19 protein-coding genes are annotated in these 20,700 nt (G+C 71.4%); 3 read left to right on the top strand and 16 right to left on the bottom strand.

What is annotated here, in order from left to right; translation table 11 throughout:
• Nucleotides 1-2 precede the first annotated feature (2 nt).
• From DR046_RS15960 to DR046_RS15915, 10 genes are all read right to left on the bottom strand, one after another.
• Nucleotides 3-458, bottom strand: coding sequence for a type II toxin-antitoxin system VapC family toxin (locus tag DR046_RS15960; RefSeq protein WP_167767144.1), 456 nt, complete (start codon nucleotides 456-458; stop codon nucleotides 3-5).
• Nucleotides 455-685, bottom strand: coding sequence for a FitA-like ribbon-helix-helix domain-containing protein (locus tag DR046_RS15955; RefSeq protein ID WP_245190971.1), 231 nt, complete (start codon nucleotides 683-685; stop codon nucleotides 455-457). Before DR046_RS15955 ends, DR046_RS15960 begins: the two co-directional genes overlap by 4 nt.
• Nucleotides 686-800: 115 nt before the next feature.
• Nucleotides 801-2,927: a TRAP transporter permease gene (locus DR046_RS15950; protein WP_115383388.1), complete on the bottom strand. Its 2,127-nt coding sequence runs from the start codon at nucleotides 2,925-2,927 to the stop codon at nucleotides 801-803.
• 78 nt (nucleotides 2,928-3,005) lie between these two features.
• Nucleotides 3,006-4,019, bottom strand: a complete 1,014-nt coding sequence (locus DR046_RS15945; RefSeq protein ID WP_115383387.1) for a TAXI family TRAP transporter solute-binding subunit — start codon at nucleotides 4,017-4,019, stop codon at nucleotides 3,006-3,008.
• A 191-nt stretch (nucleotides 4,020-4,210) separates the two neighbouring features.
• Nucleotides 4,211-4,699, bottom strand: a complete 489-nt coding sequence (locus DR046_RS15940; RefSeq protein WP_115383386.1) for an RES family NAD+ phosphorylase — start codon at nucleotides 4,697-4,699, stop codon at nucleotides 4,211-4,213.
• 8 nt (nucleotides 4,700-4,707) lie between these two features.
• A complete protein-coding gene (locus DR046_RS15935) occupies nucleotides 4,708-5,118 on the bottom strand; it encodes an Xre family toxin-antitoxin system antitoxin (protein WP_209313604.1) in 411 nt (136 codons plus the stop codon).
• Between the two features lie 133 nt (nucleotides 5,119-5,251).
• Complete coding sequence (locus tag DR046_RS15930) at nucleotides 5,252-7,087, bottom strand: extracellular solute-binding protein (RefSeq protein WP_115383384.1); 1,836 nt, start codon at nucleotides 7,085-7,087, stop codon at nucleotides 5,252-5,254.
• A 140-nt stretch (nucleotides 7,088-7,227) separates the two neighbouring features.
• Nucleotides 7,228-8,664, bottom strand: a complete 1,437-nt coding sequence (locus DR046_RS15925; protein WP_115383383.1) for an NAD-dependent succinate-semialdehyde dehydrogenase — start codon at nucleotides 8,662-8,664, stop codon at nucleotides 7,228-7,230.
• Complete coding sequence (locus tag DR046_RS15920; protein ID WP_115383382.1) at nucleotides 8,661-9,713, bottom strand: tartrate dehydrogenase; 1,053 nt, start codon at nucleotides 9,711-9,713, stop codon at nucleotides 8,661-8,663. Before DR046_RS15920 ends, DR046_RS15925 begins: the two co-directional genes overlap by 4 nt.
• A gap of 20 nt (nucleotides 9,714-9,733) precedes the next feature.
• The gene (locus tag DR046_RS15915; RefSeq protein ID WP_115383381.1) at nucleotides 9,734-11,059 is read right to left on the bottom strand and encodes an NAD(P)/FAD-dependent oxidoreductase; all 1,326 of its coding nucleotides are present in this window, start codon (nucleotides 11,057-11,059) and stop codon (nucleotides 9,734-9,736) included.
• 167 nt (nucleotides 11,060-11,226) lie between these two features.
• On the opposite strand from DR046_RS15915, the gene DR046_RS15910 reads away from it, so the two are divergent.
• Entirely contained in the window at nucleotides 11,227-11,721 is a 495-nt protein-coding gene (locus DR046_RS15910) for an Lrp/AsnC family transcriptional regulator (RefSeq protein WP_115383380.1), read from the top strand.
• A 6-nt stretch (nucleotides 11,722-11,727) separates the two neighbouring features.
• Here DR046_RS15910 and DR046_RS15905 read toward each other — a convergent pair whose 3' ends face one another.
• From DR046_RS15905 to argE, 4 genes are all read right to left on the bottom strand, one after another.
• A complete protein-coding gene (locus DR046_RS15905) occupies nucleotides 11,728-12,636 on the bottom strand; it encodes a 2-hydroxyacid dehydrogenase (protein WP_115383379.1) in 909 nt (302 codons plus the stop codon).
• Nucleotides 12,636-14,024, bottom strand: coding sequence for an aminotransferase class III-fold pyridoxal phosphate-dependent enzyme (locus DR046_RS15900; RefSeq protein WP_115383378.1), 1,389 nt, complete (start codon nucleotides 14,022-14,024; stop codon nucleotides 12,636-12,638). Before DR046_RS15900 ends, DR046_RS15905 begins: the two co-directional genes overlap by 1 nt.
• Nucleotides 14,025-14,038: 14 nt before the next feature.
• The gene (locus DR046_RS15895; protein ID WP_115383377.1) at nucleotides 14,039-14,869 is read right to left on the bottom strand and encodes a GNAT family N-acetyltransferase; all 831 of its coding nucleotides are present in this window, start codon (nucleotides 14,867-14,869) and stop codon (nucleotides 14,039-14,041) included.
• Between the two features lie 121 nt (nucleotides 14,870-14,990).
• Nucleotides 14,991-16,115, bottom strand: a complete 1,125-nt coding sequence (gene argE, locus DR046_RS15890) for an acetylornithine deacetylase (protein ID WP_209313603.1) — start codon at nucleotides 16,113-16,115, stop codon at nucleotides 14,991-14,993.
• A gap of 199 nt (nucleotides 16,116-16,314) precedes the next feature.
• On the opposite strand from argE, the gene DR046_RS15885 reads away from it, so the two are divergent.
• Nucleotides 16,315-16,980, top strand: coding sequence for a haloacid dehalogenase type II (locus tag DR046_RS15885; RefSeq protein ID WP_115383376.1), 666 nt, complete (start codon nucleotides 16,315-16,317; stop codon nucleotides 16,978-16,980).
• A 3-nt stretch (nucleotides 16,981-16,983) separates the two neighbouring features.
• Nucleotides 16,984-18,273, top strand: coding sequence for an NAD(P)/FAD-dependent oxidoreductase (locus DR046_RS15880; RefSeq protein ID WP_115383375.1), 1,290 nt, complete (start codon nucleotides 16,984-16,986; stop codon nucleotides 18,271-18,273).
• 13 nt (nucleotides 18,274-18,286) lie between these two features.
• On the opposite strand, the gene DR046_RS15875 is transcribed toward DR046_RS15880, so the two are convergent.
• On the bottom strand, nucleotides 18,287-19,159 hold the full coding sequence (locus DR046_RS15875; protein WP_115383374.1) for a GNAT family N-acetyltransferase: 873 nt from the start codon (nucleotides 19,157-19,159) through the stop codon (nucleotides 18,287-18,289).
• Nucleotides 19,160-19,386: 227 nt separating this feature from the next.
• Complete coding sequence (locus tag DR046_RS15870) at nucleotides 19,387-20,697, bottom strand: NAD(P)/FAD-dependent oxidoreductase (protein ID WP_115383373.1); 1,311 nt, start codon at nucleotides 20,695-20,697, stop codon at nucleotides 19,387-19,389.
• Nucleotides 20,698-20,700: the final 3 nt, after the last annotated feature.

The following is a 20,700-nucleotide window of genomic DNA, read 5'->3' as shown; positions in this document are numbered from 1 at the left end:
ACCTACCCCGCCACCTCCGCGAGGGCGATCACGTGCCGGGCATATCGTCCATGCTCCGAGACCGCGCGGACAAGGCGCCGGTCGGCAGTGACCATCGGCAGGTCGCGGTCCACCGCGAGCGCGAGATAGGCGCAGTCACGGACAGGCTGACCCAGTTCCAGCGAGAGGGCCAGCGCGGAGGGCAGGAGGGCCCGGTGGCCGACGATCTCCGCCTCCATCCGGGCGAGCAGGGCGGCGGCGAGCGCGGCCTCGTCGCCCGTGATCTCCCCCCGCATGGCCTTCTTCCAGAGGATCTCGGCGCAGTCCGGCAGGATCAGTTCGGGCGCCGCCAGCGGCCGGCCGTCGAGCAGGCGGGCCGCTTCGTCCGACCCCTCCTCCTGCACGACCCATTTCACCGCGACCGAGGCGTCCACCACCGCGCCGCGCGTCGGATCGGACAGGCCCACTGCCGCGCTCACCGCGCGTCCCGGCCCTCGCGCAGGAGCGTCTCGGATGGGGTGCCGTCGCGCCCGGCGGTCATCTCGCGCAGGCGGGCGGCGAGGTCGGCGAAGCCCGGCTCCGCCTCGGCCGAGAGCACCTGCCGCAGGATCTCGCGATGCTCGGCCTCGGCGGACCGGCCGTGCCGTGCCGCGCGCGCCTTCAGCCGCGCGATCAGCGCGTCGTCGAAATTTCGGACCTGGAGCATTCCCATTGGGCGTCCCTTCGCGGCGTCAGGCACTGCATGCACTGCATGCACTGCATGCAGATTATGCGCCCCGTTCAGGTCTGGCAAGACGAGGGGGGACGGCACCCCCCGAGCGTCAGTCCCGCGCCGGCGCCGTGCGGCGGCCCCAGCCCATCAGTTGCCGGAGCGCGATGGGGGCGACGAGCAGGACGCCGATCGCCGTCGGGATCGGGTGGGGTGCCACGAGCAGGATCGCCGCCACCGCCAGCGCCGCGCGTTCCAGCGCGTAGAGCGGGCCGAAGAGCCAGTCCGAGAAGGCCGCCGACAGCACCCAGATGCCGGCCATGGCACCCAGCGTGGCGAGCCAGAACTCGCTCCAGGTGAAGCCCTCCACCACGATCAGCATCGAGGGGCTGAAGACGAAGACGAAGGGCACCAGCACCTTGCCCATGCCCAGCCGGAAGGCGGTGTTGCCCGCCTTGAAGGCGTTGGCCCCCGCGATCCCCGCCGCGGCATAGGCGGCCAGCGCCACGGGTGGCGTGATGTCGGCTAGGACGCCGTAGTAGAACACGAAGAAATGCGCCACGATCGGCTGCACCCCGAGCGCGCCCAGGATCGGCGCGGCGATGGCGATCATGATAAGGTAGTTGGCCGTCGTCGGGATGCCGCAGCCCATCAGCACGCAGACCACCGCCGTCATGATGAGCGTCAGCAGTAGCGTCAGCCCCGCCGTGCCGTCGAGGAAGGGGATGTAGGGCGCGAGCGTCTCGGCCCAGCCCGCCGCCGTCTGGGTGACGAGGTAGACGATCTTGAACCCGACGCCGGTCAGCGTGACGACGCCGATGATGACGCCCACCAGCGCCGCCGCCGCCGTCACCGACAGCGAATAGCGCGCGCCGGTCACGAAGGCCTCGCCCATGTCCTTCAGCGTCAGGCGGCAGGACGGGTTGAGCCAGCCCAGCCGCGCCAGCACGCTCTGGCCCAGGCCCACGGCGACGCAGGCGAGGATGCCCCAGAAGGCCGCATTGTAGGGCGTGCGGCCCGAAAGCAGGATCGAGACCAGCACGATCAGCGGCACGATGGTCAGCCAGTCGCGGGCCAGAACGGCGGCGACCACCGGCAGTTCGTCCTTCGACAGGCCGCGCAGGCCGCGGCGCTTGGCCTCCAGGTGGACCTGCACGATCACGCCGAAGAAATGCATGAAGGCCGGGACCAGCGCCGCCGTCAGGATGGTGGTCAGCGGGACGCCGAGATACTCGATCATCAGGAAGGCCACGGCGCCCATCACCGGCGGGGTGATCTGGCCCCCGGTGGAGGAGGCGGCCTCGACCGCGGCGGCGAAGTGGCGCGGATAGCCGACGCGCATCATCGCCGGGATCGTCAGCGAGCCGGTCGTCACCGTGTTGGCGATGGACGAGCCGCTGATCGAGCCGAGCATCGCCGAGGACAGCACCGACACCTTGGCCGGCCCGCCCGCGAAGCGGCCCGCCGCCGCGGAGGCGAGGTCGATGAAGAGCTGGCCGAGGCCGATCTTGGTCGCGAGCACCCCGAACAGCACGAAGTGGAAGACATAGGTCGAGATCACGATCAGCGCGGTGCCGTAGATGCCCTGGCTGGTCAGGTAGAGGTGGTTGACGATGTTGGGCCAGGATGCGCCGGGATGCTGGAGGACCCCGGGCATCGACTGGCCGAAATAGGCATAGGCCATGAAGCCGATGGCGATGACCGGCAGCGGCCAGCCCATCGCGCGCCGCGTCGCCTCCATCAGCAGCACGATCAGCACCGTGCCCATGACGAGGTCGGTCAGGCTGGGCGCGCCGACGCGGAAGGCGAGGTCGTCGAAGACCCAGGCGACGTAGTAGGCCGTCACGGCCCCGGCGATGGCGAGCACCCAGTCCAGCGCGGGCAGGCCCAGCGGGGCGAGCGGGCCGGAGCGGACGCCGCCGCGGCCCCAGGCCGCGAAGCTGAGGAAGATCAGCGCCAGCGTGAAGGCGAGGTGCAGGCCCATGTGGTTGGTGGCCCGCGGGATGCCGAAGCCCGCCGTGTAGGTGTGGTAGACCGCCAGCACGAAGAGCGCGACGGTCGTGGCGATGGTCAGCGGCTTCGAGAGCGGGCGGAAGCGGACCTCGCTGTCGAAGCGCTCCTCGATCTCGCGGAGCTGTTCGGCGGTCGGCCCGGTGGCCGCGTCCGCGCGCACGGCCACGTCGTCATGGGCGAGGCCCGCGGCCTGGCGCTTCGCGGCGGCGTCTCGATCTTCGGCCATCGGTCTCTCCCTTCAGAAAGGTGGGGCCGGCCCCGACGGGCCGGCCCCCTCATGGTCAGGCGATAGGGCGCTGGCCGATCACTCGATCAGCCCCGCCTCGCGGTAGAAGCGCTCCGCCCCCGGGTGCAGCGGGATGCCGATCCCGTCCAGCGCCGTGTCGGCGGTGATCTGCGCGCCCTTGGCGTGGCCGCCGTCGAGCAGCTTGCGGGTGTTGTCGTTCCACAGCGCCTTGGTGATCTCGTAGATCAGCTCCTCGGGCTGGTCGGCCGAGGTGATCCACTGCGCGCCGACCGAGATCGTCTCCACGTCCTCCTCGACGCCGTCATAGGTGCCGCCGGGGATCGTGTCGGTCGCGAAGAAGCCGTACTCGTCGATGATGCCCTGCGCGCCGTCGCCCGAGATCGGCACGATCGTGATGTCGTGCTGCGAGGCGAGCTCGGCGATGCCGCCTGCCGGGAAGCCGCCGACGAAGAAGAACGCATCGAGCGCGCCGTCCCGCATCCGGTCGCCGGCCTGCTGGGGCTTGAGGTATTCCGCCTCGACGTCATCCTCGGTCAGGCCCGCCGATTCCAGGATGATCCGCGCGTCGACCAGCGTGCCCGAGCCCGGCTCGTCCAGCGAGACGCGCTTGCCGGCGAGGTCGGCGACCGAGGTGATGCCGGACTCGGCCGAGGCGACGAGGTGGATGGATTCGGGGTAGAGGTTGGCGATGGCGCGCAGGCTTTCGACCGCCTCGCGGTCTTCCCAGATGCCGGTGCCGGTCTGCGCCCAGGTGGCGACGTCCGACTGGCTGAAGCCCGATTCCAGCGCGCCGCCGGCGATGGCGTTGACGTTGGCGACGGAGCCGTTCGACGACAGCGCCGAGGCGACCAGCCCCGGCACCCCGCAGGAGCCGCCCTCCTCGCAGGGGCGCGAGCCCGGCGGGTTGGAGATGGCATTCGCGATCAGGCCGCCGATCGGATAGTAGGTGCCCGAGGTGCCCCCGGTCCCGATCCGGAAGAACTGCGGGGCCTGCGCCGCGGCGGCCCCGGCAATCCCGATCGCGGCGGCGGCGGCAACGGCCAGCGCGGCGAAGTCTCGTTTCGTGAACATGTCGGTCTCCTCCTCTGCGCGGCCGGTGGATCCGGCCGCCTCGGACCGGCATTGAACAATCAAAGTGATACGGGCGCAATCGCTCTCCGCCCCGCGGCGGGAATCGGCGTCGGTCCCCCTCTCTGGACGGTCGAGGCGCGGGCCGGGAAACGGCAGGGCAGGGGGCACGGGAGCCCGATCCCCGGCGAGGGCTAGCCGCCGAACAGCCTTCGATCCCAATGGACTGGCTCGTGCAGCGCGTGCTCGATGCGGGTGGCGTCCGGGTGCGCGGGGTTGATGACGACGTTCCGCTCCTCCCGCGCGACGACGGAGGGGACGAGCAGGACGGCCGAGCGCTTTTCCCGCACCCAGGCCGCGCCGAAATCGACGGAAGGGCCGGGCGGCATCGCGTCCCAGCCGGGCAGGGCGTCCTTCGTGACGATCTCGTAGGTCGTGCCCGGCGGGATCGTGATCCGCACCGCGTGCTGGTTCGGCGGCAGCCGGCCGGAGCCGTGGACGAGCTTTTCCAGCAGCGCGGTGGCGTAGTGCTCTGCGGCGTAGATCACCGGCGTGGCGGCGTCGTTCCAGCGCCCGGGCGCGATGGTGGAGCCGGTCGCGTCGTAGATCGGGTAGAGCCCGTCCGGGTCGCCGATCCGCCACGCGCCGAGCGTGCGGTCGAGCCGCTGCGGGGCTTTCGCCACGGGCGCCGTCAGGCGGCGGAGCCGAAGCGCAGGCGCTGCAGGATGCCCTCGACGAGATCGGCGCCGAACTCGTTGTCGAGCGTGACGTCGATGGGCCGCCTGTCCTCCAGCATCGGGTGGGGGCGGTGGAGGAAGGCGCGGGCCTCGTCGAGCGAGCCCCAGACTGCCTCGGCCAGCGCGAGGATCTTGGCGCCCCGGGCGAGCCGGGCGCTTTCTTCGCGTGACAGCGGCTCGTGGCGCTTGCGGCGGGTGGCGAGCGTGGCCTTGGGCACGATGCGGTAGCGGAGCGCGGGATCGAGCCCTGCGCGGGCGGCGAAGGCGTCGACGGCAGCGAGCGGCAGGCCGTCGTTGATCCGGTCGACAAGGGCGAGCGGCGAGGCCGCGCCGGGAAGGTCGAGGATGGCTTCGACGGTCTGCATGGGGGTGGGTCTCATATGGGACGGTTATGGGTCCAACATGGGACGTCGCGAGGCTGCCGTCAAGGTCGCCGCGTCCGGCGGGGCAGGGACGCGCGCGCTGAAGCGGCAGGCCGGAAGGCGGCGGCGGTCGCCTTCAGAGCGCCCCTTGCGCCTGCAGCGCCGCCAGCTTGTCCCGGTCGAGCCACCAGAACTCGACATTGCGCAGGAAGTCGTAGGGGGCGGGTGTCTCGGGGATGCCGAAGACGTCCCAGACGGCGATGCGGTGCGTGCCGGAATGCCAGTTCGGCACCCAGATGTGCCTCGATCGCAGCACGCGGTCGAGCGCGCGGGCGGCTACCTCGAGCGCGTCGCGGCTCTCGGCCTCGACCACGGCCTCGACCAGCGCGTCGACCACCGGATCGGCGAGGCCGCTGAGGTTGTTGGACCCCTCCGCCTCGGCGGCGTCGGAGCCGTAGAAGGCCCGAAGCTCTGCCCCCGGCGTCACCTTCACGCTCCAGGCGCCGACGGCGAGGTCGAAGTCGAACTGGCTCCGCCGCTCCGCCAGGGTGGTCGGATCGACCCGGACGAGCCGGAAGTCGATGCCGAGGGCCTTGGCGTTCTCGGCAAAGGGTTCGAGCACGCGCTGCATGGTCTGGCTGTCCTCGGGCAGCTCCAGCGTCAGAAGCTCGCCTGCCGCGTTCCGGCGCATGCCCCCTTCGCCCACCGTCCAGCCGGCCGCGTCGAGAAGCTGCCCGGCGGCGCGCAGGGCCGCCCGGTCGCGGAGCGTCGGCGCCCCGGCATAGGGGACATGCGGGGGCTCGGTGAAGAGCTCGGGCGGAAGCTGGTCGCGGAAGGGCTCGAGCAGGGCGAGCTCGGCGCCCTCGGGGACGCCCTCGGCCTGCATCGCCGTGTTCTCGAAGAAGCTGTCGGTGCGGGCATAGGCCCCGTAGAACAGCGTCTCGTTCGTCCATTCGAAGTTGAACGCGTATTCCAGCGCCTGGCGCACCCGGATGTCCTGCAGGACGGGCCGCCGCATGTTGAGCCAGATGCCCTGGGCGTTGGCGGGGCGGCCGTCGGGCAGCTCGATCTTCCGCACCCAGCCGTTGCGCGCGGCCGGGAAGTCGTAGCCCTCGGCCCAGGAGGCGGAGCGGAACTCCACCCGGAACAGGTATTCGCCCGCGGCGAAGGCTTCGAGCCCGATGAGGTCGTCGGCGAAGTATTCGTAGGCGACGCAGTCGAAGTTGTTCTTGCCGGCGTTCACGGGCAGGTCCTCGGCCCAGTAGTCCGGGTCCTTGCAGAACCGGACCGTCCGGGGCGCGTCGACCGTGTCGAGGAGGTAGGGCCCAGAGCCCAGCGGCGCGGTGAGCCATGTCTCCGTGAAGGGGTGCTCGTCGTAGAAGTGCTCGGGCAGAACGGACAGGACCGCGATGTCGGCGGGCAGGGCGCTGCCCGCGCCGGGGGCGAGGTCGAAGCGCACGCGGTGCGGCCCCTCGGCGACCACCTCCTCGACGCTGGCGAGCAGGTTCCGGTAGTAGGGATGGCCCCGGGTCCTGAGGGCGTCGATGGTGAAGACCACGTCGGACGCCTCCACCGGAGAGCCGTCGTGGAACCGCGCCTCGGGCCGCATCTCGAAGGCGATGTAGGACAGGTCGTCGGGATATTCGATCGTCTCGGCGATCAGGCCGTAGACCGCGTCCGGCTCGTCATTGGCCCGCACCATCAGGCTGTCATAGACGTGGTGGGTGACCTCGGGGGCGCTGTCGCCCTTGATGATGAAGGCGTTCAGGCTGTTGAAGGTCGGCGTGCCGTAGAGCTGGCGCTGGCTCAGGATACCGCCCTGGGGCGCGTCCGGATTGGCATAGTCGAAATGGGTGAAGTCGGGGCCGTATTTCAGGTCGCCGAAGGCGGAGTAGCCGTGGCTGACGGTGATCTCGGCCGAGGCCGGGCCGGCCAGCGCGCAGGCGACGATGACGGGGACGAACGGTTTCACGGGACCCTCCAGACGCTTGACCTTACGACAGAGCAGGCCGGAGCGGTTCGTCAAGTCTCTACCGCGCGGCGCGTGGCGATCTCTCCGCCGCACCTGCGTTGACCGCCCGGAAGGCGCCGCGGTGCTGCGACGCACGCGGATCAGAGACCGCCGAAGTGGAACGCCTTGGTTTCCAGGTATTCCTCGATCCCTTCCTGCGCGCCCTCGCGACCGAGGCCGGACGCCTTGACGCCCCCGAAGGGCGAGACCTCGTGACTCAGCAGGCCGGTGTTGAGGCCGACCATGCCGAATTCCAGTGCCTCGCCGAAGCGGAAGGCGCGGGCCATGTCGCGGGTGTAGAAATAGGCGGCGAGGCCGTAGGGCGTGCCGTTGGCAAGCTCCAGCGCCTCCTCCTCGGTGTCGAAGCGGAAGATCGGGGCCACGGGGCCGAAGGTCTCCTCGGAGGCGAGGCGCATGGTGGTCGCGGCGCCGGTGAGAACGACGGGATCGGCGTATTGCCCCGAGAGGTCGCGCGTCCGGGTGACGCGGGTCGCGCCCCGGTCCAGCGCGTCGGCGACATGGGCGGCGATCTTCTCGATCGCGGCGGGATTGATCATCGGGCCGATATCGGCCTCCGCCTCGGTCCCGGGTCCGACGCGCAGCCCGTCGACGCGCGCGGCCAGCGCCGCGACGAAGGCGTCGTGGATGCCCGACTGCACCATGATCCGGTTGGCGCAGACGCAGGTCTGGCCGCCGTTGCGGAACTTCGACTGCATCGCGCCCTCGACCGCCGCGTCCAGATCGGCGTCGTCGAAGACCACGAAGGGCGCGTTGCCGCCCAATTCAAGGCTGAGGCGCTTGAGCGTGGGCGCGCATTGCTCCGCCAGAAGCGCGCCGACCCGGGTCGAGCCGGTGAAGGACAGCTTGCGCACCACGGGGCTTCGGGTCAGCGCCCCGCCGATGGCCTCGGGCCGCCCGGTCAGGATGTTCAGCACGCCCGCCGGGATGCCGGCGCGCTCGGCCAAAACGGCCAGAGCCAGGGCCGAACAGGGCGTGAAGTCCGAGGGCTTCACCGCCATTGTGCAGCCGGCGGCCAGGCCGGGGGCGACCTTGCGGGTGATCATGGCGATGGGGAAGTTCCAGGGCGTGATGATCGCGCAGACGCCCACCGGCTCCTTCATGGCGAAGATCTTCTTGCCCTGCACGGGGGAGGGGATGATCCTGCCGTTGATGCGCCGCGCCTCCTCGGCGAACCAGCGCACGAAGCTGGCGCCATAGGCCACCTCGCCCCGCGCCTCGGCCAGCGGCTTGCCCTGTTCGGCCGTTAGGATCCGGGCGAGGTCCTCGGTGTTGTCGAGGATCAGGTGATACCAGCGCATCAGCAGGTCGGCGCGGTCGGCATGGGTGCGCGCCGCCCAGCCCGTCATGGCGCGCGCGGCGGCGGCGATGGCCTCGTCGGTCTCCTCCGCCGTGCAGTCGGGCAGGCTGCCGAGCGTCTCGCCGGTGGCCGGATCGGTCACGGTCATCTCGGGGCGGGCGCGCCAGCTCCCGCCGATCAGGGCGGCGTTGCGGAACAGGTCGGGGTCTTGCAGCTTCATGCTCTGTCCTCCAGCGCGGCGAGGATCGCCGTCGTGATCTCTTCGGTGGAATTGCGGCCGGGGCGGGTGCCGATGCCGCTGGCGGTCGCGGCCTCGGTCGCGGCGAGGATCGCCGCCGCCGCCGCCGCCTCGCCCAGATGGTCGAGCATCATCGCCGCCGACCAGATGGCCGCGATCGGATTGGCGATGCCGCGCCCGGCGATGTCGGGCGCCGAGCCGTGGACCGGCTCGAACATCGAGGGGCCGCTGCGGTCCGGGCAGATATTGGCCGAGGCGGCGAAGCCCAGCCCGCCCTGGATCGCCGCGCCGAGATCGGTGAGGATGTCGCCGAAGAGGTTCGAGGCGACGACCACGTCGAGGCTTTCGGGCGCCATCACCATCCGCGCGGCCATCGCGTCGATATGCATCGGCGCGACCGTCACGTCGGGATAGTCCTGCGCGACCAGCCGGGTCATCTCGTCCCAGAACACCATGGAGTGCTTCTGCGCGTTCGACTTCGTGACCGAGGTGACGTGCCCGCGCCGGGTGCGGGCCTGCTCGAAGGCAAAGCGCAGGATGCGCTCGACGCCCGTGCGGGTGAAGATCGCGGTCTCGACGGCCACCTCATTGGCCGTGCCCAGATGGACCCGGCCGCCTGCGCCGGAATACTCGCCTTCGGTGTTCTCGCGGATGCAGAGGATGTCGAACTCGCCCACCTTCAGCGGGCCCTCGACGCCCGGCAGCAGGCGATGCGGACGGATGTTGGCGTATTGGTCGAAGGCCTTCCGGATCGGCAACAGCAGGCCGTGGAGCGAGACCGAGTCCGGCACCGTCTCGGGCCAGCCGACGGCGCCGAGGAGGATCGCGTCGAAGCCGCGCAGCGTCTCGATCCCGTCCTCGGGCATCATCGCCCCGGTCTCCAGGTAGTGGGCGCAGGACCAGTCGAAGCGCCGCGAGGAGACGGCGAAGCCGTGGCGGGAGGCCGCGGCCTCGACCACCGCCATCGCGGCATCGGTGACGTCGCCGCCGATCCCGTCGCCCGGGATGAGGGCCAGTTCGTAAGTCTTCATCGAAGTTTCTCCGGTCGGGATCAGAAGTCGGACACCTTGCCCCACTGGCTGTGCCCGAAGCGCGCCAGGCGGTATTGGCGGGTCTCCGTGATGGGCCCGCGCCCCAGCACCATGTCCGCGACGAGGTGGCCGACGCCAGGCCCGATGCCGAAGCCATGCCCCGACAGGCCCGCCGCGAGGACGAGGCCGGGCACGCCGATATCGGCGTCGATCACCGGCACGCCGTCCGGGGTGCTGTCGATATATCCGCCCCAGGCCGCCTGCACCGGCAGGTCGCGCAAGGCGGGCAGCAGCGCGCGGCCGCGTGCGAGGGTCCTGGCGATCAGGCCCGCGTCGGGCCGGGGGTCGAGGATGCGCGCACGCTCCATCGGGGTGGGGCGGTCCAGCGCCCAGCGGCGGCGCGTCTCGACCCCCGCCGCCCAGGCCTGCGTGCCGCCGGGGCGCAGCACCCGCCAGCGGCGGGCGAACATCGGCAGGAAGTGCCGCGCCCCGAGCAGCGCGCCGGGGGTCGGGTCCAGGTTCGCCCGGCCCGAGATCGCCAGCGTATAGCCGCCATCGGCACGCCGCGTGACCGAGACGGGCGCGGTGTGCAGCGCGTCCGGCAGGCCCTGCGCGCCGGGCGCGACGGAGAGGATGGAGCTGCGCGCCGAGGCCTGCGGGAAGAAGAGGCCAAGCTGATGCAGGAAGCTGCCCGCCCAGGCGCCGCCCGCGACCACGACGGAGCGCGTGCGGATCGTGCCTTGCTCGGTCACGACGCCGCAGACGCGGCCGGCCGCCTGCTCGATCCCGCGCGCGGCGCAGCTCTGCAGGACATGGCCGCCGATCCTTTCGACCGCCTGCGCGATCAGCGGGGCCGCGCGGGAGGGATCGGCGATGCCGTCACTGGGCGACCAGACGCCGCCCTTCCACGGCCTGCCGGTCGCCGCGCCGCGGGTCGTCGCCTGCTCGGCCGTCAGCATCCGCGTGTCCACGCCCTCGCCGCGCGCGAAACGGCCCCATTTCGCCCAGCCCTCGATCTCGGCCTCGTCGTCCGAGAGGTAGAGCAGCCCGCTGCGCCGGAAGCCGAGGCTGTCGCCGATCTCGGCGCCCATCCGCTCCCACAGCTCCAGGCTGCGGGTCGAGAGCGGCAGTTCCCGCGCGTCGCGGTTCTGCTGGCGGCACCAGCCCCAGTTGCGGCTGGACTGCTCGCCGCCGATCGCGCCCTTCTCGACCAGCACGACCTTCTGCCCCGCGCGTGCCAGCCACCAGGCGGCGCAGGTGCCGACGATGCCGCCGCCGATCACCACGCAATCGGCCTCGGGCGGGAGGACGTCGGAGGTGGTCACGGCAAGGCGCGGTGCGGACATGGGGGACCCTTCGTTTGACCGGAGGCTAGCCGCAGCAGAAAAGCGGGTTGTTCCGCAATCGCCGCCGAACGCGGCATTTCCTGTTGAATGACAGGGGAGATAACGTGCAGGAGCGACGCATCCCGCAGGGGCGTCGCCGACGCCCCGACGCGGCCCGAGGATGCTCCATGAAGCCGGCCTACAAGCTCGACAGGATCGACGTGAAGATCCTCTCCGTCCTGCAGCGCAACGGCCGCATCACGAATGTCGAGCTGGCGGAGGCGGTGAACCTGTCGCCCTCGCCCTGCCTGATGCGGGTGAAGAAGCTGCAGCAGGCGGGCTACATCTCGGGCTATTCGGCCCAGATCGACCTGGCGCGGCTGGGCTCCACGATGACGGTCTTCACCGAGTTCACGCTGAAGAACCACCGCCAGATCGACTTCGCCCGCTTCCAGGAGGCGCTGGAGAAGGTCGACAGCTGCGTGGAATGCCACCTCGTCTCGGGCGGCTACGACTATCTCGTGAAGTTCGTCACCGGCGGGATCGACGACTACCAGTCCATCGTCGAGGGGCTGATCGAGCGCGACATCGGCATCGACAAGTATTTCAGCTTCGTCGTGCTGAAGACGCCGTTCTCGCGGCAGCATGTCGACCTGTCGCGGCTGTTCGGCGATCTCGACTGACGGGTGTCAGTAGCCGCGCGCCCGGTCCACGAGTCCCGGAAGCGGCGTCCCGTCCCGGAGCGCCCGCATCACGGCCAGCGCGTGGCGCGCGCCCTCGGCCGCGTCGGTGTTCGCGCCGACATGGGGGGTGACGATCACGCGCGGATCGCGCCACATCCAGTGCCCCTGCGGCAAGGGCTCGGGGTCGGTCACGTCCAGCATCGCGGCGGAGATCTGGCCGTCGTCCAGCGCCGCGCGCAGCGCCTCCGGGTCGAGATGCGCGCCCCGGCCCGCGTGGATCAGCCCGGCGCCCCGCGGCAGCGCCGACAGGGTCTTCGCGTTCAGGATGCCCCGCGTCTCGGGCGTCAGGGGCAGCAGGCAGACCAGCAGGTCGGACCGTGCGAGGAAGGCGTCGATCTGCGATGCGGCGAAGATCGGCACCGCACCCGTCCTCTCGGAGCGGGACAGCCCCGCCACCTCGAAGCCGAGCGACTGCAGGCTTTCGGCGGCAAGCGCGCCGATCCGGCCCATGCCGAGGATGCCGACGCGGCGCGAGGAGGCGAGGCGCACGGGATGGCTGCACCAGTCGCCGGCGCGCGCCTGCTCCAGATAGGCCGGCATGTCCCGATGCAGCATGAGCGTCGCCATCACGACCCAGTCGCGGACCATGGCCTCGATCCCCGGCGCCAGCGTGCGCGACAGCGCCACGCCGTCGGGCAGGGGAGGAAGATGGTCCACCCCCGCCCCGACCGAAATGACGGCGCGCAGGTTCGGGTAGCGCGACAGGTCGGCGGGCGGCACCCAGCAGGCGATGGCGGTCACCCCGGCCGGGTCGGTCACGGCGTCCTCGCCTTCGATCAGCGGCTCGCCGTCTGCCGCGAAGAGAGATCGCCAGACGGGCAGGCGCGCGGCGGTGGAATGGAACAGCAGGGACATCAGCGCAGCACCGCGCTGATCTCCGGGTCTTCCAGCGTGAGGTCCAGCACCTTGCGCGTGCGGTCCACGATGGCGTCGATCTCCTCCGCGGTGCAGCAGAGCGGCGGGGCATAGCCGAAGACGCCCTGCGGGAAGGCGCGGACCACCAGACCCTGCTCCCACGCGCGGTCGAAGAGGCGGGTCGCGGCGTTCAGTTCGGCGGGGAGGGGGGTCTTCGCCACCTTGTCGGTGACGAGCTCCACCGCCGCCAGCATCCCCCGGCCGCGCACGTCGCCGACCAGTGGGTGATCGGACAGGCCGCGCAGCCCCGCCTGAAGCCGCTCGCCCATGGCGCGGCCGTTCTCCAGCAGGCCGCCCTCGTAGAGCGCGAGCACCGCGAGACCGACGGCGGCGGAGACGGGATGCGCGGAATAGGTGAAGCCGTGGCCAACCGCCTTCGCGCCAGCGCAGTCGGCGATGGTGTCGTAGACGGCGTCCGACATGAACACCGCGCCCATCGGCGCGTAGCCCGAGGTCAGGCCCTTCGCGACGGTCATCAGGTCGGGCACGATGCCCTCGTCCTCGCAGGCGAAGAGGGGTCCGGTCCGCCCGAACCCGGTGATGACCTCGTCCGCGACGAACAGGACGCCATGCTCGGCGCAGGTGTCGCGCATCGCCTTGATCCAGCCGAGCGGCGGGACCAGCACGCCGCCGGAGCCCTGGATCGGCTCCACATAGAAGGCGGCGACGCGCTCGGGCCCGATCTCCGTGAGCTTGGCGCGCAGCTCGGCCACTGAGGCGTCGATCACCGCCTGCGGGTCACCCGCCAGCGGGTTGCGGTAGAGCGCATGCGAGGCGATCCTGTGCTGCCAGTCGTAGGGAAGGCCGAAGCCCTCGTGGAAGAGCGGCAGCGCTGTCAGACCCGCGCCCATCCCGGCCGAGCCGTGATAGCCCGAGGCGACCGAGATGAACTGGTCGCGCTGCGGCTCGCCGCGGGCATGCCAGTAGTAGCGGATGAAGCGGATCGTGCTGTCGACCGCGTCCGATCCGCCCAAGGTGAAGTAGACGTGGTTCAGGTCGCCCGGCGCGCGCTCCGCCAGCGCGGCGGCCAGCCGGATGGGCGCCTCGGCGCCGAGGTCGAAATACCCTGTGGCATAGGGCAGCTCGCGCATCTGCCGCGCCGCGGCCTCGACCACGCTCTCCTGCCCGTAGCCGGCATTCACGCACCAGAGCCCGGCGAAGCCGTCGATCAGTTGCCGCCCTTCGGCATCGGTCACGGTGGCGCCCTTGCCTCCGGTCAGGATGCGCACGCCGCGCGCCTCGTGACCCCGGTAGGAGGAGACCGGGTGGACGAGATGCCGCCGGTCGAGTTCGACGAGGGAGTTCGGGAGAGGGAGTCTGTCGAGCATGGTGGGTTCCAACGTTAGCCGAGGGCCTGGGAGACGAGGGCGTAGGTCCGGACATCCGATGCGGCGCGCGGCCCGGGGTTGCGCACCATGGGGGTTCCGTCGCCGACGACCCTGAGCCCCAGCCCCTCGACGTAGGGGACGAGACCGCGATCCTCGATCAGGTCCGTCCGCAGAAGGCGGCCCTCCATGCGGCTGGCCGCTTCGGCGATGAGCGCGCGCGCCGCCCGGGGATCGCGGGCGACGACGGGTCCGAGGACGTGCCCGTTCCCGAAGCGGCGCAGCAGCGCGAAGCCGCCCTCGGTGGTCAGCGTCTCGCCCGTCCCGGCGATCCGGGCCAGCAGCGCCCCGCGCTCCATCCCGCTGGCGGCGCGGTCCATTTCGGCGAGGGCATGGAGGTCCGTCGGGCCTGCCCGCACCGGCTGCTCGGGCGTCGCGGCACGGGCCAGCCCGCGCAACTGGACGATGCGCCCGCCTCCCTCGAAGCCGAGCTTGCGGTAGAGCGGCAACCCATCCGCCGTCGCCACCAGGCGCAACTCGCGGTCCCCTGCCAGCGCGATGACCCGCTCCATGATCTGCCGGCCGAGACCGCGGCCGCGCATGGCCGCGTCGACGATGATCATGCTGATCGTCGCCACGGGGCCGTGCAGCGAACAGAGCGCCGTCGCGACCACGCGCCCGCCTTCGAGGGCGACGACCCCTTCGGAGACCGAGAGGTTCAGCGCCCAGTCCTCGACCCGGTGCGGCCAGTCGACGGCCTGCGACAGGGCCTGCGCGCCTTCGAGATGCGCGTCGGTGAATGGCACGATCTCGATCGTCGCGGGGGGCGGGGTGTCAACTCTGGTCATAGGGCGTTCCTGCATGTCTCCCCTGTAGCCTAGCCGCTTCGGCGGCGCATCTCCGCCTCGATCGCGCGGCCGTGCGGCAGTTTCGGACAAACTGCGCCGGCCGGGGCCGCAGAAAATGCCGTCAGCCGCACAGGCTTTCGCCGAGCCGCCGGATCAACCCGCAGCCGGCCCGCAGCTCGTCCCGCGTCAGGTATTCCTCGGGCTTGTGGGCGCGCGAGATATCCCCGGGCCCGCAGACCACGGACGGGATTCCGGCGGCCTGGAACAGTCCCGCCTCGGTCCCGTAGCTGACCGCCGGCAGCGGGTCCCGGCCGGAAAGCGCGGCGATCCGCGCCGCCAGCGGGTGATCGGCCGCGAGGGCCAGCGCGGGATAGGCCGAGATCGTCTCGGCCTCGATGCCCGCCGCTTCGGCCGCGGCGATCACGGGGCCGAGCAGGTCCAGCGGGTCGGTGCCCGCGATGGCCCGCGCCTCGATCTCCGCCACGGCGATGTCGGGGACGATGTTGAGCGCCTGTCCGCCCGATACCGTGCCGACCTGCAGGCTGGACCAGGGCGGCGCGAAGCGGGGATCGGTCGGGCCTCGGGTCAATGCCTCGGCCCGCTCGACGGCGGCCCGCAGCACCGGGACGAGCGCGTGGATAGCGTTCCGCCCCAGATCGGGGCGCGAGGAATGGCCTGCGATCCCGCGCGCCGTGAGCCGGATCGCGGCCTTGCCCTTGTGCGCCAGGACGGGGACGAGGCGCGAGGGCTCGCCGATGATCGCGCCCTGTGGCGGCGCGCAAAGCCGCGGCAGCGCTTCCAGCAGATGCGGCACGCCCCGGCATCCGGCCTCCTCGTCGTAGGAGAGCGCCAGATGGATCGGCGCCTGAAGCCCCATGCGCGCGAGGTCCGGCGCCATCGCAAGGGCGGCGGCGACGAAGCCCTTCATGTCGCAGGCGCCGCGCCCGAGCAGCCGGTCGCCCTCGTTGCGCAGCAGGAAGGGATCGGCGCGCCAGCCGGGCTCCGCCGCCGGGACGACGTCGAGATGCCCCGACAGGACGAAGCCCGGCCGGTCCGCCGGACCGATGCTGGCGAAGAGGTTGGCCCGGTCGCCCTCCGGCCCCGGCAGGACATGCGCGGCGATGCCGTGGGAGGAAAGCCAGTCGTGCACGAAGGCGACGATGGGGCCGTTCGGGCGGCCGACCACGCTCTCGAAGCCGACCAGCTTCGACAGCATCGCTTCCGGCGTCAGGGTCTCTTGCGGCATCGGTCTCGGCCTCCGTGCGAACCTGCCGGCAGTCTGCGGCGGCCTTCGGCGAAGGGGGAACCGGTTTGCCGCAGGTGCCGGCACGGCGTGCCGCGGGGCCCGGCACAATCGCAATTTCCTGCCTCCCGCCGGGCGAAGCCGGCACCTCCGTCGCCGCGAAGCGCCGATGCTGGGGCGAAAGCCAGTCCCGGAGACCGCCATGACCTTCCGTCCCAAGTTCGTCACCTTCGACTGCCACGGCACCATGATCCATTTCGACATGGCCGGGGCCGCGCGCGACCATTACGGCGCGCAGCTTTCGTCCGAGGCGATGGAGAGGTTCATCCGCGACTTCTCGGCCTACCGGCTCGACGAGGTGCTGCACGACTGGAAGCCCTATGCCGATGTCGTCCACAACGCGCTGGAGCGGACCTGCAAGCGCAACGGCGTGACCTTCGACCCGGCCGTGGCCGCGGAAATCTACGACCGCGTGCCGAGCTGGGGCCCCCATCCGGACGTGCCCGAAGGTCTGTCGAAGGTGGCCGCCGAGGTGCCGCTCGTCGCGCTGACGAACTCGATGAACGAACAGATTCCGCACAACATCGAGAAGCTCGGCGCGCCGATCGCCCATGTCCTGACCGCCGAGAGCGCGGGCGCCTACAAGCCGCACATGCGTGCCTTCGAGTACATGTTCGACACGCTGGGCTGCGGCCCGGAGGATGTGCTGCACGTCTCGTCAAGCTTCCGCTACGACCTGATGACGGCCCATGACCTGGGCATCCGGAACAAGGTCTGGGTCAATCGCGGGCACGAGCCGGGCAATCCGCACTATGGATATACCGAGGTGCCGGACATCTCGCAGCTGCCCGCCGCTCTGGGCCTCTGAGCGATGAAACTCGCATCCTACTGGCACGACACCGCGCCCGCCTTCGCGGGCGGGCAGGCCGGGCCGGTCGAGGGCCGGTTCGACGTGGCGGTGATCGGCGCGGGCTTCACCGGACTCAACGCCGCGCGCAAGCTGGCGCGGAACGGGGTGCGCGTCGCCGTGCTGGAGGCGTCCCGCGTCGGCGCCGGCGCGTCGGGCCGCAACGGCGGGCATCTGAACAACGGCATCGCGCACGGCTATGCCGACGCTCAGGCCCATCTCGGGGAGGAGCGGGCGCGGAGGCTCTACCGCGCCTACGACCGTTCCATCGACATGATCGAGGATCTGATCGCCGAGGAGGGGATCGCCTGCGACTTCCGCCGCGCGGGCAAGCTGAAGCTGGCCTCGAAGCCGTCGCACGCGGCCGGGCTCCGGGCCAACCAGGAGCTGGTGGCGCGCGAGGTCGATCCCGCGACCCGGTGGCTCGACCGGGGCGACCTGCAGGGCGAGATCGGGTCGGACGCCTTCCACGGCGCCGCCCTGTTCGAGAAATCGGCCATGATGCACATGGGGCGCTACCTGACCGGCCTCGCCGACGCGGCGGGGCGCCACGGGGCGACGATATGGGAAGAGGCGCCGGTCACGGGGCGCCTTCGGACGCGCGACGGCTGGCAACTCGACACGCCGCGCGGGCAAGTGTATGCGGGCACGGTGATCGCCGCGACCGGGGCCTACAGCGCGCAGGTGCGCAAGGCGCCGCTGGGATATTTCCGCAAGCGGATCATCCCCGTCGCCTCCTTCGTCATCGCCACGCGCCCGCTTTCGGAGGCCGAGGCCGCCTCCACCATGCCCGGCAACCGGACCTGCGTCACCTCGCTCAACATCGGCAACTACTTCCGCCTGTCGCCCGACAGGCGCCTGATCCTGGGCGGCCGGGCACAGTTCTCGGCGCGTTCGGACCAGAGGTCCGACGCCCGCTCCGGCGCGATCCTGCGCGCGGCGATGGCGGGGATCTTCCCGCAGCTTGCGAAGGTCGAGATCGATTATTGCTGGGGCGGTCTCGTCGGGATGACCCGCGACCGCTTCCCGCGGGCGGGCGAGGCCGACGGCATGATCTACGGCATGGGCTATTCGGGCCACGGCGCACAGATGTCCACGCTTCTGGGTCAGGTGCTGGCCGATCTCGCGATGGGACGGCGGGACACCAACCCGCTCGACGGGCTGGACTGGCCGGCGGTGCCGGCGCTGAACGGCCAGCCCTGGTTCCTGCCGCTGGCGGGCCTGTGGTTCGGGCTGAAGGACCGGCTGTCCTGAGCGGCGCCGCGCCCTATCCCAGCGAATGCGCCGCAACACCGTAGGTCACGAGCCCCTCGGTCGCGCGGCGATGCGGCCCGATCCGCATCTCGGTCACGGTGTCGGCCCGGACCATTCCCGCGGCGGTCAGGAAGGCGGGCAGGGCCTCTCCGTCGCAGGGCGTGTCGAGCCTGACGAAGCCGCCCTGCGCCTGCCGGATCAGGGGCGCTGCGATCCAAGCGGCCATCGCCTCGGTCTCGGCGACCAGCGGGCCGACGACCTCACCCTTGCCGAAGCGCCGCATCAGGGCGTAGCCGCAGGGCTTCCCGGCGCGGGTGGCGAGCAGCCCGGACGAGACGCCCAGCAGCGCGTCGATCACCGCCCGGCGGTCGGCCCCGAAGGCGACCCTGTCCATCTCGCGGATCGCGTCGTGATCCTCCTCGGTGATCTGCGACAGCTCGACCCCGGGGAGCGGATCGAGGGCAGGCACGTCGCCGATGTAACCCTGGTGCTGGAACACCGTCGTCACATGCTGGAACCCGGCGCCGAGATAGAGCCGGTAGCCGGAGCGCGTCGCGTTCAGCCGCAGGTCGCGGCCGGCGCAGTCGTCCATGATGCGCCGCAGCAGGAAGCGGCCGCCGCCGAGCGCCTGCAGGCGTGGCGGCGTCACCATCATGCCGAGCATGGAGAAGTCGTCGCCGGCCGGGAAATGCATGGCCGATCCCATCGGCCGGCCGATCTCGTCGAGCGCGATGTAGCCCCGGCCCAGCCTCATCAGCAGGTCGAGGTCCTGGTCGCGATGCGGCCAGAGGACGCTGACGGTGAGCTCGTGCAGGCGCGCGCGGTCGGTCCCGGTGATCGGCACGACCTGCGCCTCGTAGGTGTCCATGCGGAGCGTGTCGTTCACCTGCGCTACCTCCGGTTCGGCCGGGCATCGCGCCCGGGCAAAGCACCCCGTCCGCGCCCGCGCGCATCTGCCGCCGAGCGCCGGGCCGGCCCGGTCGACGCCGGGACGGCCCTGCCTTGGGCATAGCCCCGATCACCAGACAGGTATCCCTGTTTTCGAACCCGTCCCGGCATTTTCTGCCCTTTTCCTGCGCGGCGCGGTGCCGCGAGGCAGGGGAAGGGGGTCGGTCACCTCCGGGCCCGGCGCATCGCGAGATGGTCCTGCAGCGCGTAGCTCTTGATGATCGCCGGCATGAACCAGGGATCGCCGTTGTAGAGCGGGACGGCGGCCGGGGGGCGGAACGCGAAGGCGCTTTTTCCGGCTTCGGCGCCCAGCATCCGGTGCGCCGCCCGGCTGCCGACCCACGGGGCCCAGACCACGCCCGAGCCGCAGAACCCGGTCGCGTAGAGCACCCCGTCATGCTCGAACAGCCGGGGCAGCATGTCGCGGTTCATCGCGACATGGCCGAACCAGCTGTGGCTCAGCTTGACCTCGCTCAGCTCGGGGAAGAGCTGGGCAAGCCCGGCCCGCAGGCGCAGGGTCGGCTCCAGCGGGTCGCCCCGCCGGGAGGTGTCGCGGCCGCCCAGCAGGATTCGCCGCCCGTCGGGCGAGGGGCGGTAGTAGTAGCCCAGCTGCCGCATCTCGCCCATCATCATGCCCTTCGGCATGAGCCGGGCCATGGTCTCGGGCGGCAGCTCCTCGGTGGCGATGATCCGGCTGCGGACCGGGATCAGGCGGCGGCGGAGATAGGGCGCGGCCCCGTCGGTGTAGCCGTTGGTGCAGACCAGGACCTGCCGCGCCCGGACCTCGCCGGTGCCGGTGGCGATCCGGAAGCCCTCGCCGTCCCGGGAGATGCGCGTCACGCGCGTCTCGCCGTGGACCGCGACCCCGGCGGCGAGCGCGATGCGCAGGAGCTCGGCGTGGAACTTCGCCGGATGCAGCCCGCCGACATCCATCCGCACCGTGCCGCCGCGGTAGAAGTCGGTTCCGATATGGCCGTGCTGCTCGGCATGGGGGACGGCATAGGCCTCGATCCCGAGGCGCCTGACCAGCGTCTCCGCGGTGCGGGCCATGCCGTCGTACTGGTCGAAGCCGATGGCGCCCTTGAAGAGCCCGGTCAGCCTGAAGTCGCAGTCCAGCCCCTCGGTCCGGATCATGTCCCACAGGAACTCGCGCGCCGTCTTGCCCTCGGCCTCGATGGCGAGCGCGGTCGTCTCGCCGAAGCGGCGCGAGAGCTCGGCGAAGCCCGGGCGGATGTTGCCGCTGGTGATGCCGCCGTTGCGGGACGAGGCGCCTTCGCCCGGGCGCATCGCGTCGAAGACGGTGACCGACCGTCCGGCCCGCGCGAGGATCAGCGCCGCCGACAGTCCGGCATAGCCTGCGCCGACGACCGCGGCGTCGACCCGGCCGGGCAGGGGCGTCTGCGGCAGGGACCGGGGCGGGGCGGCCTCCCACCAGTAGGGGGTTGCGCTGCGGGCGGCGCGGGGGTCCTGGGACATGGA

The sequence above is a fragment of the Jannaschia formosa genome (assembly GCF_003340555.1).
Classification (GTDB): Bacteria; Pseudomonadota; Alphaproteobacteria; order Rhodobacterales; family Rhodobacteraceae; genus Jannaschia; species Jannaschia formosa.
Note: the sequence above shows the minus strand (reverse complement) of the source record. Positions and strands in the feature narration are given on the sequence as shown.

Bases quoted from the DNA above. Each gene is read 5' to 3' on its own strand.
- DR046_RS15895 (WP_115383377.1), bottom strand. From the start codon at position 14,869: ATGACCAGAGTTGACACCCCGCCCCCCGCGACGATCGAGATCGTGCCA.
- argE (WP_209313603.1), bottom strand. From the start codon at position 16,115: ATGCCGCAAGAGACCCTGACGCCGGAAGCGATGCTGTCGAAGCTGGTC.
- DR046_RS15885 (WP_115383376.1), top strand. From the start codon at position 16,315: ATGACCTTCCGTCCCAAGTTCGTCACCTTCGACTGCCACGGCACCATG.
- DR046_RS15925 (WP_115383383.1), bottom strand. From the start codon at position 8,664: ATGAAGCTGCAAGACCCCGACCTGTTCCGCAACGCCGCCCTGATCGGC.
- DR046_RS15880 (WP_115383375.1), top strand. From the start codon at position 16,984: ATGAAACTCGCATCCTACTGGCACGACACCGCGCCCGCCTTCGCGGGC.
- DR046_RS15955 (WP_245190971.1), bottom strand. From the start codon at position 685: ATGCTCCAGGTCCGAAATTTCGACGACGCGCTGATCGCGCGGCTGAAG.
- DR046_RS15915 (WP_115383381.1), bottom strand. From the start codon at position 11,059: ATGTCCGCACCGCGCCTTGCCGTGACCACCTCCGACGTCCTCCCGCCC.
- DR046_RS15900 (WP_115383378.1), bottom strand. From the start codon at position 14,024: ATGCTCGACAGACTCCCTCTCCCGAACTCCCTCGTCGAACTCGACCGG.
- DR046_RS15905 (WP_115383379.1), bottom strand. From the start codon at position 12,636: ATGTCCCTGCTGTTCCATTCCACCGCCGCGCGCCTGCCCGTCTGGCGA.
- DR046_RS15945 (WP_115383387.1), bottom strand. From the start codon at position 4,019: ATGTTCACGAAACGAGACTTCGCCGCGCTGGCCGTTGCCGCCGCCGCC.
- DR046_RS15935 (WP_209313604.1), bottom strand. From the start codon at position 5,118: ATGCAGACCGTCGAAGCCATCCTCGACCTTCCCGGCGCGGCCTCGCCG.
- DR046_RS15870 (WP_115383373.1), bottom strand. From the start codon at position 20,697: ATGTCCCAGGACCCCCGCGCCGCCCGCAGCGCAACCCCCTACTGGTGG.
- DR046_RS15910 (WP_115383380.1), top strand. From the start codon at position 11,227: ATGAAGCCGGCCTACAAGCTCGACAGGATCGACGTGAAGATCCTCTCC.
- DR046_RS15950 (WP_115383388.1), bottom strand. From the start codon at position 2,927: ATGGCCGAAGATCGAGACGCCGCCGCGAAGCGCCAGGCCGCGGGCCTC.
- DR046_RS15920 (WP_115383382.1), bottom strand. From the start codon at position 9,713: ATGAAGACTTACGAACTGGCCCTCATCCCGGGCGACGGGATCGGCGGC.